This is a genomic window from Thermophilibacter provencensis, from assembly GCF_900128445.1.
In the GTDB taxonomy this organism is placed as follows: Bacteria; Actinomycetota; Coriobacteriia; order Coriobacteriales; family Atopobiaceae; genus Thermophilibacter; species Thermophilibacter provencensis.
Window position 1 is genome coordinate 36,537 of the sequence record NZ_LT671417.1, and the last position, 14,759, is coordinate 51,295.

The window sequence follows — 14,759 nt, forward strand, 5'->3', positions numbered from 1 at the left end:
GTGACAGGGCCAACTGTCATGAACCATTCATGACAGTTGGCCCTGTCACCTTTGTCAGGTCGCCCCACCTGCGGCGTTAATGCGGTCTTTATGCCGTCGCACCCCTTCTTAACAGGGTCTTTATGCTTGTGACGTGACGTTTTGACCGTATGCCCGCTCGCCGCGGACAGGCCTCGCGCGCTGACCTACCCTAGCCGCGTACGACAGCAGCGAGTAGGGAGGGCGCGATGATGGCCAGTGGTCAGACGCAGCCCGTCGCCGTTCAGAGGCTCACGGCGGACAGGGTCTTCTCGGCGCTGGGGACCTCCGCGGCGGGGCTCACGCAGGCCGACGCCGAGGCCCGTCAGGCAAGGCAGGGCAAGAACCTCATCCAGACCGAGAGGAAGAAGTCCCCGGTCCTGGCATTCCTCTCCAACTTCACCCACCTCATGGCATGCCTTCTGTGGGCTGCGGGAATCATCGCCTTCGTGGCGGGACTGCCGGAACTGGGCGTGGCGGTGTGGATGGTGAACCTCATCAACGGGTGCTTCAGCTTCTGGCAGGAGTATCGCGCCGGAAAGGCGACGGACGCCCTCAAGAAGATGCTCCCCTCCTACGCCACCGTCATCCGCGACGGCCAGGAGCAGAAGATCCTTGCCGAGGACCTCGTGCCCGGCGACGTGATGGTGCTCGCGGAGGGCGACAAGATCTCCGCCGACGCCCGCGTGGTGCGTGCGAGCGACCTGCAGGTCAACCAGTCCACGCTCACCGGTGAGTCCAACCCCGTGCGCAAGACGGCGGACGCCGTGCTCGAGGAGGACCTCACGCAGGCGGAGACGCCCAACCTCGTGTTCGCGGGGACCTCGGTCTCGGGGGGCAACGGGCGCGTCGTGGTCACGCGCATCGGCATGGACACGGAGTTCGGCAAGATCGCGCACCTCACGCAGAACATGGAGGAAGCCGAGAGCCCGCTGCAGCTGCAGCTCAACCGCACGACCAAGCAGATCACGGTCTTCGCCGCCTGCATGGGCGTGGGCTTCTTCGCCCTTGACCAGCTCTTCGTGGGAAGCGAGTTCGCGGCGGCCTTCATCTTCTCTCTCGGCATGGTCGTGGCCTTCATCCCCGAGGGGCTCCTCCCCACGGTGACGCTCTCGCTCGCCATGGCCGTCCAGCGCATGAGCAAGAGAAACGCCCTCGTGAAGAAGCTCAACTCTGTGGAGACGCTCGGGTCGTGCTCGGTCATCTGCACGGACAAGACGGGCACGCTCACGCAGAACGAGATGACGGTGAACCGCCTCTGGGCCGTGACGGCCGAGTACGAGGTCACAGGCGTTGGCTACGGACCCGAGGGCGAGGTGCGCGTGGCGGGCCACCGCATACAGGCCGCCTACGACGACGACCTGCGCCTGCTCGTGGCCGGCGGGGCGCTCTGCTCCAACGCGCGCCTGCTCCCGCCCGAGGAGGAGGGCGGGCGCTACACCGTGCTCGGTGACCCCACCGAGGCCTGCCTGCTCGTGGCCGCCCAGAAGGCGGGCGTGGACCCCGCCGAGCAGGAGCGGGCATGGCCGCGCGTGCGCGAGCTCCCCTTCGAGAGCCGCCGCAAGCGCATGACGACGATCCACCAGCTGCCCGAGCCGCTCGACGGCGCGAGGCGCGTGGCCTTCGTCAAGGGCGCCCCGAACGAGATACTTCGCCTCTCCACCCGCTGCCGCGCCCACGAGCAGACCGTCCCCATGACCGACGAGCTGCGCGAGAAGATCACGTCGGCCAACGACTCCTACGCCGCCGAGGGCCTGCGCGTCCTCGCCGTGGCCTACCGCCCGCTGCGCGCCGACGACGAGACGCTGCCTCGCTCCGTGAGCGCCTACGAGCCGGACAGCATCGAGCGCGACCTCGTCTTCGTGGGCCTCGAGGTCATGCAGGACCCACCACGTCCCGAGGTCGCCGACGCCGTGGAGCAGTGCCGGCGCGCCGGCATCCGCGTCATCATGATCACCGGCGACTACGGCCTCACCGCCGTCTCCATCGCGCGCAAGATCGGCATCGTGCGCGGCGAGCGCCCGCGGGTCCTCTCGGGCGTCGATCTCGAGCGCATCAGCGACGAGGAGCTCAAGGAGGCCCTCTCCGGCGAGGTGGTCTTCGCCCGGATGGCGCCCGAGCAGAAGCTGCGCGTGGTCGAGAACCTCCAGCAGATGGGAGAGATCGTGGCCGTCACGGGCGACGGCGTGAACGACTCCCCCGCCCTCAAGAAGGCGGACATCGGCGTGGCCATGGGCATCACGGGCACCGACGTGGCCAAGGAGGCCGCCGACATGGTCCTCACCGACGACAACTTCGCCTCGATCGTCCATGCCATCGAGGAGGGCCGCGCGGTCTATGCCAACATCCGCAAGTTCATGCTCTACATCCTGAACTCCAACATGCCCGAGGCCGTGCCCTCGGCCGTCTACCTGCTCTCCGGGGGCGCGGTGCCGCTGCCTCTCACCACGATGCAGATCCTCACCATCGATCTCGGCACGGACATGCTGCCGGCCTTGGGCCTGGGGTGCGAGGCGCCGGAGGCAGACGTCATGAACCGCCCGCCGCGAAACCCCAAGGAGCCCCTGCTCACGGGCAAGCTCATGCGCAAGGCCTTCCTCTGGTACGGCCTCATGGGCGGCGTGGTCTCCATGGCGGCCTACCTCTTCGCGCAGCTGGAGGCCGGATGGGGCCCGGGAGCCGAGATGTTTGGCGTGGGCGCCGACCTCGACCCCGTCTACGTACGCGCGACGACCATGTGCCTCGCGGCAATCGTGTTCGCCCAGATCGGCCAAGTGCTGAACTGCCGCACCGAGACCGCCTCGGTCTTCTCGCGAGGGCTCTTCTCCAACCGGCACATCAACGTCGGCATCGTCTTCGAGGTCTGCCTTATCGTGTTCATAACGCTCTTCCCGCCCTTCCAGGCAGTGTTCCACACGAGCCCGCTCGGGGTCTGGGACTACGCGTTCCTCTGCTGCCTGCCGCCAATCGTGCTCGCGGTCGAGGAGGCACGGAAGGCCCTGTTCCGTCACGTCAAGCGGCGCCGCACGGGCGTCGAGGGGAGGTAGTGCCATGAACGTCATCGTAGTGGGCGCGGGCCACATGGGACGCGGGCTCGCGGAGCGCCTCAGCCGCCAGGGACACGACGTCACCGTCATAGACCGCGACGCCGAGGAGCTCGAGGAGCTCGACGAGGGCTTTGCCGGCAGGCGCGTGGTCGGCGTGGGGTTTGACCGGGCGGTCCTCGCCGAGGCGGGGGTAGAGCGCGCGAGCGCCGTCATCGCCTGCACCTCCTCCGACGAGGCCAACGTCGTCATCGCACGCATCGCCCGCGGGACCTACCGCGTGCCGCGCGTGATCGCCCGCCTCTACGACATCAGCAAGGCCGAGACGTACCGCCGCCTGGGCATCCAAACCATCTCAACCACCGACTGGGGCATCCGTCATGCCTGCGAGCTGCTCACCTACCAGGAGATGGACACGGTGCTGGAGATCGGGTCGGGAGACGTCCAGCTCGTGCGCAGCGACGTTCCCGCCCTTCTCGAGGGGCGTCCCGTGCGCGAGGTCACGGCCATCGGAGAGGTCGAGGTCGTGGCGGTGTCGCGCAGCAACGAGACCTTCATCCCGACCCTAGGAACCGTCCTGGAGCACGGGGACGTCATCTATGCGGCCGTGGCGTCGAGCGCCTCGGCGAAGTTCCGCTACATGCTCGGCACGAACGCCTAAGGAGGGGCCATGGACATCATCATCGTTGGCGGAGGGAAGACCGGCACCCATCTCGCGACGCTGCTCACCGAGGATGGCTACCGAATTCGCATCATCGAGTCCCGCAAGGGACTCATGCCCCGCCTGCGCGGCCAGTTCGGCGAGCGCGACGTCATCCTCGGCAACGGCGCCGACCCGCTCACCCTTGAGCGTGCGGGCATCCTCCACGCGGACGTCGTGGTGGCGGCGACGGGCTCTGACGAGGTCAACCTCGTGGTCTCCACCCTCGCCAAGATGGAGTACAACGTGAGCCGCGTGGTGGCGCGCGTGAACGACCCGGCCAACGCCTGGATGTTCAACGAGTCCATGGGGGTCGACGTGGGCATCAACCAGGCGGACATTCTCGCGCGCTCCGTTCAGGAGGGGCTCGACCTGAGGGACGTCTTCACGATCCTGCGCCTCGGCAAGGACGGCCATGCCGTCGTGCGCGTGGAGGTGCGGCCCGGCTCGCACGTCGTGGGCGAGGCGCTGCGCGACGTCGAGCTGCCCGGCCAGACCATCCTCGTGGCCATCGACCGCGCGGGCGACATCATCGTCCCCAAGGGGGGCACCCGCTTCGCCGCGGGCGACAAGATCATCGCCTTCACCAACGCCGAGGGCCGCTCGCGCCTCCACCGCGCCTTCGCCTAGGCAGGGGGTGCCGGGAGGAGGCAGCCCCCTCATCAGCCCCCGCCCCAACCTTGCGAAAGCGTAAGACGCGAGCAACCTTGCGCGATGGCGCCCTGTCGGCCGGCGTCGGACAATGGTCCCAACAAGCCGGGGAAAGGGGTCCATGATGGTCCAGCAGCTCTACGTCCTTCTCGCCACGCTCGCCACCCTGCTCGTGCTGGGGCCCATCGCGCTCTGGCCCATCATCCAGGAGCGCCTGGACGGAGGCAGGTAGCGGGACCCTTGCCGCACAGCCCGACATCTTTGGCCACATCTCGCCGTTTTTTGTCGGGCTGTGCGACCAATTCGGCACAGCCCCTAGACAAGCAGGTCCTCCAGCCGCAGCTTGGGCACGCAGTGGGTGCCGTCGGGCTCGCGCCAGTAGGAGAGGCCGTGCTCGGTGTCGGGCCCCTCGAGCGAGACGTGCTCGCCGCGGCCGCCCACCGCGAGCACGAGGGCGGGCACGAGGCCGTCCGGCAGGGAGAGCTCCTCGGCGAGGCCCACGTCGAAGCTGCGGATCATGCAGCAGCCAAGGCCCCGCGCACAGGCGGCGAGCGCCATCGTCTGGGCGGCGATGCCGACGTCGATGAGGCGGACGGGGTTGTCCGCGAGCTGGGCGGGCAGGCAGACTACCACGTATCCGTGCGGGCGCTCCTCCGGGGAGGGCCCGTCCCAGTCCCGGTAGAGCGCCGCCCAGCGCAGGTGGCCGAACACGGCCTCGCAGGCGTCGCGCTCCCCGACCACGCGGAAGCGCAGGGCCTGCGCGTTGTTGCCGCACGGGGCGAGGCGCGCCGCGTCGACGAGCCCCTCGAGCACCGTCTGACCCACCCGGCGGTCGCTGAAGCGTCGATAGGTCCGCGACGCCGCCACGAGATCCCTGAGCTCCATCCCGTTCATCGCACCCTCCCCTCTGCAAATTGGGGACAGTCCCCAATTTGCAGAAAACATTTATGTGAATTGGGGACTGTCCCCAATTTGCAGAACGCGCCCCTCCTCAGATGAGGCCCAGGCGCACGCAGGCGTTCCAGATGCCGTCGTCGTCGACGTGATCGGTCACGTAGGTGGCCGCGGCGCGGGCCTCAGGGTTGCCGTTGCCCATGGCCACGGACGTCCCCACGACGCGGAACATGTCCACGTCGTTGCCCCCGTCGCCAAAGGCCACGCACTCCTCGGGCGCAAGCCCCAGCTCCTCCATCACGATCCGCACGCCCGCATCCTTGCCGCCGGCGTCCGGCATGATGTCGGCGAAGACGTCAGACCAGCGCGTCGCCTTGCAGTGACGCGCGCGGTCGAGAAGAACGCGCTCCTCGCCGGGGTCAACGAAGAGGTTCAGCTGGTAGACGTCGTTCCTGAGCGCCTGCTCGACGTCCCCCGCCTCGTAGTGGTTGTGCGTGAGCTCGGTCATCTCCCTCAGGCGGTCGTCCTCGGCGTGCGCGTACATGCGGTCGCGCTCCATGAAGAGGCAGTTGTAGAGGCCGGCCTGCGTCTGGCGCACCGCCGTCTCCACGTCGCGCGGGTCGAGCGGGTTGGAGTGCACCGTGCGCCCGCCCACCTCGACGAGCTGCCCGTTGAAGGTCACGAACGCCCTGAAGTCAGTGAGGTCGACCTTGTCGAGCAGGTAGTGCGTGCGCCCCGTGGCCAGGATCGGCATGACGCCGGCCTCCGAGAGCCGTCGGATCGCCTCGCGCGTGGAGGCGGGCTCGGCATCCTGCGAGAGGCTGAGCATCGTGCCGTCAACGTCGAAGAAGGCGGCGCGGATCGGGGCCGGCGCAACCCAGGCCCCGGGCGCGGGGCAGGGGCCCTTCTTGCCCACGCGCATCACATCCCCGCCGCGGCGATGGCGGCCACGGCCTCGCGGAGCTCGTCGGGCGGCATCACGAGAGCCATGCGGACATAGCCCTCGCCCGAGGGGCCAAAGCTCGCGCCCGGCGTCACGATCACGCCGGAGCGCTCCATGAGCTCGAGCGCGAAGGACATCGAGTCGGTCCGCCCGCCCGGGATGCGCGCCCACACGAACATCGAGCCATGGGCGTTGGGGCGCTCCCAGCCGATCGCCTCGAGGCCGTCGCAGAGGGCGTCGCGACGCTCCTGGTAGAGCAGGCGCTGGCGCTCGACGGAGTCGCGCGGGCCCGTGAGCGCCGCGATCGCGGCGTCCTGCTCGGGGTAGAACATGCCAAAGTCCACCTGTCCGCGAAGCTTGCGCGCGGCAGCCACCACATCGGGGCGGCCCACGAGGAAGGACAGGCGCGCGCCCGTCACGTTGAAGGACTTGGAGAGCGAGAGGAACTCCACGCCCACCTCGGCCGCGCCGGGATACGCGAGGAAGGAGCCGCCCGGCTCTCCGTCGAAGACGATGTCGGAGTATGCGTTGTCGTGGATCACGATGAGGTCGTGCTCGCGAGCGAAGGAGATTGCCTCCTCGTAGACCTCGGGCGTGCCCACCGAGCCCACGGGATTGGCGGGAAGCGAGAGGATCAGGTACTTGGCGGCGTCGGCGACCTCAGCCGGTATCTCCGAGAGGCACGGCAGGAAGTCGTGCTCCGCGGTGAGCGGATAGTAGGCGGGGCGCGCGCCGGCGAGCAGCGTGGCGTTCTGGAAGACGGGATAGCACGGGTCGGGAACGAGGCCCACCTCGCCCGGGTCGGCGAGCGCGGCGCAGACGTATCCCAGGCCCTCCTGCGTGCCGCGGCAGCTCATGACCATGTCTGGCGTCACGCCCGCCACGCCGAAGCGGCCCTCGTAGTAGGAGCAGACGGCGGCCAGAAGCTCGTCCTTGTCGTGCAGCGAGTACTTCCAGTTGGCGGGGTCCGCCGCGCTCTCGCGCAGCGCCTCGACCACGTGCGCCGGCGGCTCGAAGTCGGGCGTGCCCACGGAGAGGTCGTACACGCGCCGCCCCTCCGCCTCGAGCGCGCGCCGCCGCGCGTTGAGCGCCGCGAACACCTCGTCGCCGAACAGGTCAAGTCGCCTGGAGAAATTCATGTGGCCCCCCTCTCGTGCCGTCCTGACAGGGGCGGCCGGGTCATCTGCCAGGTCACCTTCGGGCGTCGCGAGCGAGCACCTGCTCCCAGAACCTGACAAACGACCCGGTCGCCTCCGTCAGAAAACTGTACTCCTTGGACGGCCCCCGCCGCTCGCCGTCCTTCTCACAGAAACATCAATGTCAATTTGAGCCAATGCTTTTTCCCGACGCGTTTTTCCTACCTGCACGGATATGGCTTATCTACAGCATTTCGACCGGTTATCAACAATATCTTGTGTTTTTGTTAATGCCACACCACCACCAGTTGTGCCATAGTAGTCCGTGCACAACTACGAGGACATACGCGCCGAGCTGGGCGCGCCCACAGGGAAAGCGAGAGGGACGGCCATGAAGATCATCAAGCGCAACGGCTCGGAGGTCACCTTCGACATCTCCAAGATCGAGAACGCCATCCGCGCCGCCAACAGCGAGGTCCCCGCGGAGGAGCGCCTCACCGAGCGCGAGGTCAAGTTCGCCTCCCTCAACGTCACCGACGAGTGCATGGAGGCCGGCCACACCGTGACCGTCGAGGAGGTCCAGGACCTCGTCGAGGACCAGCTCATGGGCCTGCACCACTTCGAGGTGGCCCGCAAGTACATCATCTACCGCTACGTGCAGAGCCAGAAGCGCCACAAGAACACGACCGACGACAAGATCCTTGCCCTCATCGAGTGCAACAACGAGGAGGTCAAGCAGGAGAACTCCAACAAGAACCCCACGGTCGTCTCCGTGCAGCGCGACTACATGGCCGGTGAGGTCTCCAAGGACCTCACCATGCGCGAGCTGCTTCCTGCAGAAATCGTCGAGGCGCACAACGAGGGCATCATCCACTTCCACGACTCGGACTACTTCGCGCAGCACATGCACAACTGCGACCTCGTGAACCTCGAGGACATGCTGCAGAACGGCACCGTGATCTCCGGCACGCTCATCGAGCGCCCGCACAGCTTCTCCACCGCCTGCAACATCGCCACGCAGATCATCGCCCAGGTGGCCTCCTGCCAGTACGGAGGTCAGTCCATCTCGCTCACGCACCTCGCGCCGTTCGTCGACGTCTCGCGCCAGAAGATCCGCCGCCAGGTGGAGGCCGAGATGGCCGCCATCGGCATTGACCCAGGCGAGGAGAAGATCTCCGAGATCGTCGAGGGCCGCGTCCGCGAGGAGATCTCGCGCGGCGTGCAGACCATCCAGTACCAGGTGGTCACCCTCATGACCACCAACGGCCAGGCGCCGTTCATCACGGTCTTCATGTACCTCAACGAGGCCAAGAACGAGCGCGAGAAGGCCGACCTCGCCATGTGCATCGAGGAGATGCTGCGCCAGCGCTACCAGGGCGTCAAGAACGAGGAGGGCGTCTGGATCACCCCCGCCTTCCCCAAGCTCATCTACGTGCTCGAGGAGGACAACGTCCGCGAGGGCACCCCGTACTTCTACCTCACCAAGCTGGCGGCCAAGTGCACGGCCAAGCGCATGGTGCCGGACTACATCTCCGAGAAGAAGATGAAGGAGTACAAGCTGTCGGCGGGCGAGACCGAGGGCAACGGCGACTGCTACACCTGCATGGGCTGCCGCTCCTTCCTCACGCCGGACCGCTCGGGCAACGGCTACGACAACGTGGCCAACGCCGGCAACTACGAGCCGGGCAAGCCCAAGTACTACGGCCGCTTCAACCAGGGCGTCGTGACGATCAACCTCGTGGACGTGGCGCTCTCGGCCAAGGGCAACATGGACGAGTTCTGGAGGATCTTCGACGAGCGCCTGGAGCTCTGCCACCGCGGCCTGCGCTGCCGTCACGAGCGCCTGCTCGGCACCACCTCTGACGCCGCGCCGATCCTCTGGCAGTACGGCGCCCTCGCGCGCCTCAAGAAGGGCGAGACGATCGACAAGCTCCTCTATGGCGGCTACTCCACGATCAGCCTCGGCTACGCCGGCCTCTACGAGTGCGTCAAGGCCATGACCGGCCACAGCCACACGGACCGCGAGGCCACGCCGTTCGCGCTCGCCGTCATGCAGCACATGAACGACAAGTGCGCCGAGTGGAAGGCCGCCGAGAACATCGACTACTCGCTCTACGGCACGCCGATCGAGTCCACCACGTACAAGTTCGCCAAGTGCCTGCAGCGCCGCTTTGGCATCGTCCCCGGCATCACGGACAAGGGCTACATCACCAACAGCTACCACGTCCACGTGACCGAGCCGATCGACGCCTTCACGAAGCTCCGCTTTGAGTCCGAGTTCCAGCGCCTCTCCCCCGGCGGCGCCATCTCCTACGTGGAGGTCCCAGACATGCAGGACAACCTCGAGGCCGTCATCTCCGTCATGCAGTACATCTACGACCACATCATGTACGCCGAGCTCAACACCAAGAGCGACTACTGCCAGGTGTGCGGCTACGACGGCGAGATCCAGATCGTGGAGGACGACGGCAAGCTCGTCTGGGAGTGCCCGCACTGCCACAACCGCGACCAGTCCAAGATGAACGTGGCGAGAAGGACGTGCGGCTACATCGGCACCCAGTTCTGGAACCAGGGCCGCACCGAGGAGATCAAGGACCGCGTGCTGCACCTGTAGGACTTCCGCGGACCCTGGGAAAAGGTCCGGCGCTCAGACAGCTTCGCCGCGCTACGCGCGGCTGCAGAACTCGCGGCGGACCTTTTCCCAGGGTCCGCCGCGAGTCTTTCTGTGCGGCACGCGGGCGTGCCTCATCTGCGGCCCTCACGGTTCTTCTCGGTGATTGAGCGGCTCACCGAGAGCAGGCCTGCCTGTCGGCGCGCCTCAAGCGCAGACCGGCTTGAGTCGGATGTTCGCGCGCGCAATCAACCTGCTCGACCTCGTCTACCGATACGGCCGAGAGAGTGATACGGTCTATCTCCACGGCCTCATCAACCAGAGGATGGCGCGACGGGCGCCGGCCGGGCGGCCCTTTGTCAACGTCCTCGTCAATGGGAGCGAGAATGAACTACGCCAACATCAAGTACTGTGACATCGCCAACGGCGTGGGGGTGCGAACAACGCTCTTCGTCTCGGGCTGCCGCCTGCACTGCCCCAACTGCTTCAACGAGGAGGCGTGGGACTTCGACGCCGGCGAGCCGTTCACCGACGAGGTCGCCGAGAAGATCATGAGCTCGCTTGACACGCCCTATATTGACGGCCTCACCATCCTCGGCGGCGAGCCCATGGAGCCGGAGAACCAGGTCGGGCTCGTAGGCTTTCTCGAGGCGGTGCGCGAGCGCTTCGGTGACACCAAGAGCATCTGGCTCTTCTCTGGCCACACCTGGGAGCAGCTGGCGCCGGGCGGCGCGTGGAACCTGGGCGAGGTGACCGACCGCCTGCTCGACACGCTCGACGTGCTCGTGGACGGGCCCTTCGTACAGGATAAGCACGACATTACGCTCCGCTTCCGCGGCTCGTCCAACCAGCGGCTCATCGACGTGCCTGCCACGCTCGAGGCGCCTAGGGGCGAGGTCGTGTGGTGGCACGATGACCCGGTCTTCTCGACGCACGCGATGGAGTAGCGGCGCGGTCGGCATGGGCATGGGGGATGTGCCCGGGCTGTGAAGCCGGTTGCCCGGGCGACCGGCATGCGGCATACTGGCCGCAGCAGAGCGGGCACGCGCCCCGACCCGAGGGAGGTGGTTTCCATGTGTGACAGTTGCGGCCATAGACGTACGACGCAACAGCCCATGGGAGAGACGCCTGCCGGTCGGGACGACGGGCGCCGCCGCGCATAGCGCACGCTCACAGAGCACTCCCTCGGGCCGCCGGAGCGCGGCCCGTCTCATGTCCCGGGATTGCGAGGTGAGCCATGCTGCTGGCCACCCTCCTCGCGCGCGCCCTCGCGCGCCCCTCTCGCCCCGCCGCGACCGTGTCCCCGGCGGGGGTCGACTGGCTGCGGCACGCGGCCGAGATCTCGCCGTCCCAGCTCCTCGACGAGCTGGGGGCCCACGAGGAAGGCCTCTCTGAGGAAGAGGTCACATCCATGCGCGCCTTCTGGGGCGAGAACCGCCTCGCGCGCGCGGAGCGGCCCTCGCTCGCGCGACGGGCGCTCGCCGCGTTCGCGGACCCCTTCGTGGGCATCCTCGTGCTCATCGCCGCAGTCTCCGTGCTCACGGACTGGGTCTTCGCCCGCCCCGGCGCCCGCGACCTCACCACGCCCGCGATCATCGCGGTGATGGTGCTCGTCTCCGGGGCGCTCCGCTTCGTCCAGGGGGAGCGCAGCGACAACGCGGCCGCGGCGCTCTCCAAGATGGTCGAGACCACCTGCGACGTCCGCCGTGTCGACGTGGGCCGCGTCGAGGTGCCGGTCAACGAGGTCGTGGTGGGCGACGTCGTCCACCTCTCCTCCGGAGACCTCGTCCCGGCCGACCTACGGCTCATCTCCTCGCGTGACCTCTTCGTGAGCCAGTCCGCGCTCACGGGGGAGTCCGAGAGCGTCGAGAAGCGCCGCGAGCTCGGCGCCGCCGCGCCCGAGGGTGCTGCCGTGACCGACCTCGACGACCTCGTGTTCATGGGCAGCAGCGTAATCTCGGGCAGCGCCGTGGGGGTCGTGGTCGCCACGGGCGCGGCCACGCTCCTCGGCGAGACCGCCTCCGGACTCCCCTCGGGCGGGGGGTGCCGCGCGACGGCGTCCGAAGAGGGGGTCGCCCGGACGAGCCGCCTGCTCGTGGCCCTCATGCTCGTCATGGTCCCGACGGTCGTGCTCGTGTCGGGCCTCACCAAGGGCAACTGGCTCGACGCCCTGCTCTTCTCGCTCTCCGTCGCCGTGGGCCTCACGCCGGAGATGCTCCCCGTGATCGTGACGTGCTGCCTGGGCAAGGGCGCGGTCGACCTGTCGCGCGACAGGGTCATCGTGAAGCGGCTCGACGCCATCTCTGACCTCGGCGCGATCGACGTGCTCTGCTGCGACAAGACCGGGACGCTCACCGAGGACCGCGTTGCCCTCGAGCTCCACCTCGACGTGCTCGGCCGCGAGGACGCGGAGGTGCTGCGCGCGGCGTTCGTGAACAGCTTCTTCGGGACCGGAATGAAGAACCTCGTGGACTCGGCCATCCTGCGCCGTGCGCTCGAGGTCGACCCGACCGTCGAGGAGCTCTGTGACCGCTACGACCTCGTCGATGAGCTGCCCTTTGACTTCGAGCGCAGGAGGCTCAGCGTCGTGGTGGGCGACGGGTCGGGCTCGACGCTCATGATCTGCAAGGGGGCGCTGGAGGAGATGCTCAGCATCTGCTCGCATGCCGAGGTCGACGGCGAGGAGGTCCCGCTCACGCGCGAGATCGCCGCGGGCGTCGCGGAACGGGCGACCGAGCTCGCCGAGCGGGGCATGCGCGTGCTCGGGGTGGCGCTGCGCCGCGAGCCCGCCGGGGTCGAGCGGCTCACGACCGCCGACGAGCGCGATATGACGCTCGTGGGGTGCCTCGCGTTTCTCGACCCGCCCAAGGCGGGCGCGGCCGACGCGGTGGAGGCGCTCAGGGCGCACGGCGTCGAGACCAAGGTGCTCACCGGGGACTCCGCGCGCGTCGCCGCCCACGTGTGCCGCTCCATCGGCATCCCCGCCGACTCGGTCATCGAGGGCGCGGAGCTCGAGGGCCTCGATGACGCCGAGCTTTCCCGCCGCGCGCGTCAGGCCTCGGTCTTTGCCAAGCTCTCCCCCTCCCAGAAGGCGCGCGTGGTGGCGGCGCTCAGGGGTGACGGCCACGTCGTGGGCTTCATGGGGGACGGCGTGAACGACGCGGCCGCCATGGGGGCGTCCGACTGCGGGATCTCGGTGGACTCCGCCGTGGACGTGGCGCGCGAGGCCGCGGACCTCATCCTCCTGGAGAAGGACCTCATGGTCCTCGAGCGCGGAATCGTCTGCGGGCGGCGCACGCTCGCCAACATGACGAAGTACGTGAAGATGACCGTGAGCTCCAACTTCGGCAACATCTTCTCCGTGCTCGCCGCCGCCACGCTGCTGCCCTTCCTCCCCATGAGCGCGGTGCAGCTGCTCCTGCTCAACCTCGTCTACGACGTCACCTGCACGGCGCTGCCCTGGGACGGGGTGGACGACGAGCTGGTTCGCGCGCCGCGACGCTGGGACGAGGTCTCCGTGCGGCGCTTCATGGTCGCGATGGGCCCCGTGAGCTCCCTCTTCGACCTCATCACCTTCGCGGCCCTCTTCTTCGTGGTGTGCCCCGGCGTCACCGGCGCCCCGTGGGCGGAGCTCGACGGGGCGGGCAGGGCCCTCTTCGTGGCAACGTTCCAGGCCGGCTGGCTCGTCGAGAGCATGTGGACGCAGACGCTTGCCGTCCACCTCGTCCGCACGCAGCGCGCGCCGTTCGTGGAGAGCCGCGCGGCGACGCGGCTCACCGCGCTCGGAGCCGTCGGGGTCGCGCTCGTCACGGCGCTGCCGTTCACCCCGCTCGGGGCCGCGCTCGACCTCGCCCCGCTGCCCCCGACGTACTTCGTCCTGCTCGGGGTGGTCGTCGCGCTCTACGCGGCCGCGCTCCTTCTCGCCCGCCGGCTCTTCGTCCGGCGCGGTGGGACGCTCCTGTAGGTGCCCGTCGTATTCCCATAGGTTCCCGTCGTATGATGGGTGGTCGAGAGGAGACCACATGACCGTTCTCGACACGAGCATGCCCCACATCCCCGTGATGATGACGCTCGGCCCCCACGAGCCCATAGCTGACGTCACGCTGCCCGAGGGCTATCGCTTTGCCCCCTGGGAGCCGCGCTTCCGCGAGCCGTGGGTGCGGCTGCACGTCCTTCTCGGCCAGCTGCCCTCGTACGAGGAGGGGGTCGCGTACTTCGGGCGCACCTACGAGTCGGATCCCGCCGCCCTCGAGCGTCAGATGGTCCTCGCGGTCGATGCGAACGGCGTCCTTGCCGGGACGAGCTCTCTCTGGCGCGGCGACCACTTCGGCAAGCCGCGCCTGCGCGTGCACTGGGTCGGGGTGGACCCCGCCCATCAGCGCCGCGGCCTCGCCCGCGCGCTGATGCTCCGGACGATCGCCCTCTACGACGAGCTCGTCCCCGCGGGCGAGCCGCCCCTCTACCTCACCACGCAGACGGAGAGCTGGGTCGCCTGCGGAATGTATCGCAAGCTCGGGTTTGTTCCCTACCGAGGCCCTATGCCCCCAAACTTTGGCTCCGACCCTGAGACGTTTTGTGACAAAAATGACAAGGCCTGGCGCCTCATCGACGACAGGCTGAGAAACTGCGCCCGCTCGCCGCGCTAGCGCAACCGCCCACGAACTCCCTCCTCTCCCCGATGGCGGAAAGGGGCCTCCGACCTCGCCCCGCAGCAACGCGTCAGCAGGTGGGAAGACAACTCGCGCGCCAAAGTTGGTAGGCT

The 14,759-nt window shown here is 68.2% G+C and carries 10 protein-coding genes; 7 read left to right on the top strand and 3 right to left on the bottom strand.

Going from position 1 to position 14,759, the window contains the following annotated elements; genetic code table 11:
• The first annotated feature begins 227 nt into the window (after window positions 1-227).
• From BQ7391_RS00180 to BQ7391_RS00190, 3 genes are read left to right on the top strand one after another with little or no spacing between them, the layout of a single operon-like run.
• Complete coding sequence (locus tag BQ7391_RS00180) at window positions 228-3,065, top strand: cation-translocating P-type ATPase (RefSeq protein ID WP_075278772.1); 2,838 nt, start codon at window positions 228-230, stop codon at window positions 3,063-3,065.
• Between the two features lie 4 nt (window positions 3,066-3,069).
• Window positions 3,070-3,723: a potassium channel family protein gene (locus tag BQ7391_RS00185; protein WP_075278773.1), complete on the top strand. Its 654-nt coding sequence runs from the start codon at window positions 3,070-3,072 to the stop codon at window positions 3,721-3,723.
• 9 nt (window positions 3,724-3,732) lie between these two features.
• On the top strand, window positions 3,733-4,392 hold the full coding sequence (locus tag BQ7391_RS00190) for a potassium channel family protein (RefSeq protein ID WP_075278774.1): 660 nt from the start codon (window positions 3,733-3,735) through the stop codon (window positions 4,390-4,392).
• A gap of 336 nt (window positions 4,393-4,728) precedes the next feature.
• On the opposite strand, the gene BQ7391_RS00195 is transcribed toward BQ7391_RS00190, so the two are convergent.
• The 3 genes from BQ7391_RS00195 to BQ7391_RS00205 form a co-directional block, all read right to left on the bottom strand.
• Window positions 4,729-5,307, bottom strand: coding sequence for a nitroreductase family protein (locus tag BQ7391_RS00195; RefSeq protein WP_159437332.1), 579 nt, complete (start codon window positions 5,305-5,307; stop codon window positions 4,729-4,731).
• A gap of 97 nt (window positions 5,308-5,404) precedes the next feature.
• Entirely contained in the window at window positions 5,405-6,223 is an 819-nt protein-coding gene (locus tag BQ7391_RS00200) for a Cof-type HAD-IIB family hydrolase (protein WP_235858594.1), read from the bottom strand.
• A 5-nt stretch (window positions 6,224-6,228) separates the two neighbouring features.
• Window positions 6,229-7,389, bottom strand: coding sequence for a pyridoxal phosphate-dependent aminotransferase (locus BQ7391_RS00205; protein ID WP_075278776.1), 1,161 nt, complete (start codon window positions 7,387-7,389; stop codon window positions 6,229-6,231).
• Window positions 7,390-7,777: 388 nt separating this feature from the next.
• Here BQ7391_RS00205 and nrdD point away from each other — a divergent pair, with 388 nt between their 5' ends.
• The 4 genes from nrdD (at window position 7,778) to BQ7391_RS00225 (ending at window position 14,643) form a co-directional block, all read left to right on the top strand.
• Window positions 7,778-10,000, top strand: coding sequence for an anaerobic ribonucleoside-triphosphate reductase (nrdD, locus tag BQ7391_RS00210; RefSeq protein ID WP_075278777.1), 2,223 nt, complete (start codon window positions 7,778-7,780; stop codon window positions 9,998-10,000).
• Window positions 10,001-10,383: 383 nt separating this feature from the next.
• Window positions 10,384-10,944: an anaerobic ribonucleoside-triphosphate reductase activating protein gene (nrdG, locus tag BQ7391_RS00215; protein ID WP_075278778.1), complete on the top strand. Its 561-nt coding sequence runs from the start codon at window positions 10,384-10,386 to the stop codon at window positions 10,942-10,944.
• Window positions 10,945-11,234: 290 nt separating this feature from the next.
• On the top strand, window positions 11,235-13,961 hold the full coding sequence (gene mgtA / locus BQ7391_RS00220) for a magnesium-translocating P-type ATPase (RefSeq protein WP_083662009.1): 2,727 nt from the start codon (window positions 11,235-11,237) through the stop codon (window positions 13,959-13,961).
• A 58-nt stretch (window positions 13,962-14,019) separates the two neighbouring features.
• Window positions 14,020-14,643, top strand: a complete 624-nt coding sequence (locus BQ7391_RS00225; protein WP_075278779.1) for a GNAT family N-acetyltransferase — start codon at window positions 14,020-14,022, stop codon at window positions 14,641-14,643.
• Window positions 14,644-14,759: the final 116 nt, after the last annotated feature.

Excerpts from the sequence above, each read along its gene's own strand:
- BQ7391_RS00180 (WP_075278772.1), top strand. The coding sequence starts at position 228 with ATGATGGCCAGTGGTCAGACGCAGCCCGTCGCCGTTCAGAGGCTCACG.
- BQ7391_RS00185 (WP_075278773.1), top strand. The coding sequence starts at position 3,070 with ATGAACGTCATCGTAGTGGGCGCGGGCCACATGGGACGCGGGCTCGCG.
- BQ7391_RS00190 (WP_075278774.1), top strand. The coding sequence starts at position 3,733 with ATGGACATCATCATCGTTGGCGGAGGGAAGACCGGCACCCATCTCGCG.
- BQ7391_RS00195 (WP_159437332.1), bottom strand. The coding sequence starts at position 5,307 with ATGAACGGGATGGAGCTCAGGGATCTCGTGGCGGCGTCGCGGACCTAT.
- BQ7391_RS00205 (WP_075278776.1), bottom strand. The coding sequence starts at position 7,389 with ATGAATTTCTCCAGGCGACTTGACCTGTTCGGCGACGAGGTGTTCGCG.
- nrdD (WP_075278777.1), top strand. The coding sequence starts at position 7,778 with ATGAAGATCATCAAGCGCAACGGCTCGGAGGTCACCTTCGACATCTCC.
- nrdG (WP_075278778.1), top strand. The coding sequence starts at position 10,384 with ATGAACTACGCCAACATCAAGTACTGTGACATCGCCAACGGCGTGGGG.
- mgtA (WP_083662009.1), top strand. The coding sequence starts at position 11,235 with ATGCTGCTGGCCACCCTCCTCGCGCGCGCCCTCGCGCGCCCCTCTCGC.
- BQ7391_RS00225 (WP_075278779.1), top strand. The coding sequence starts at position 14,020 with ATGACCGTTCTCGACACGAGCATGCCCCACATCCCCGTGATGATGACG.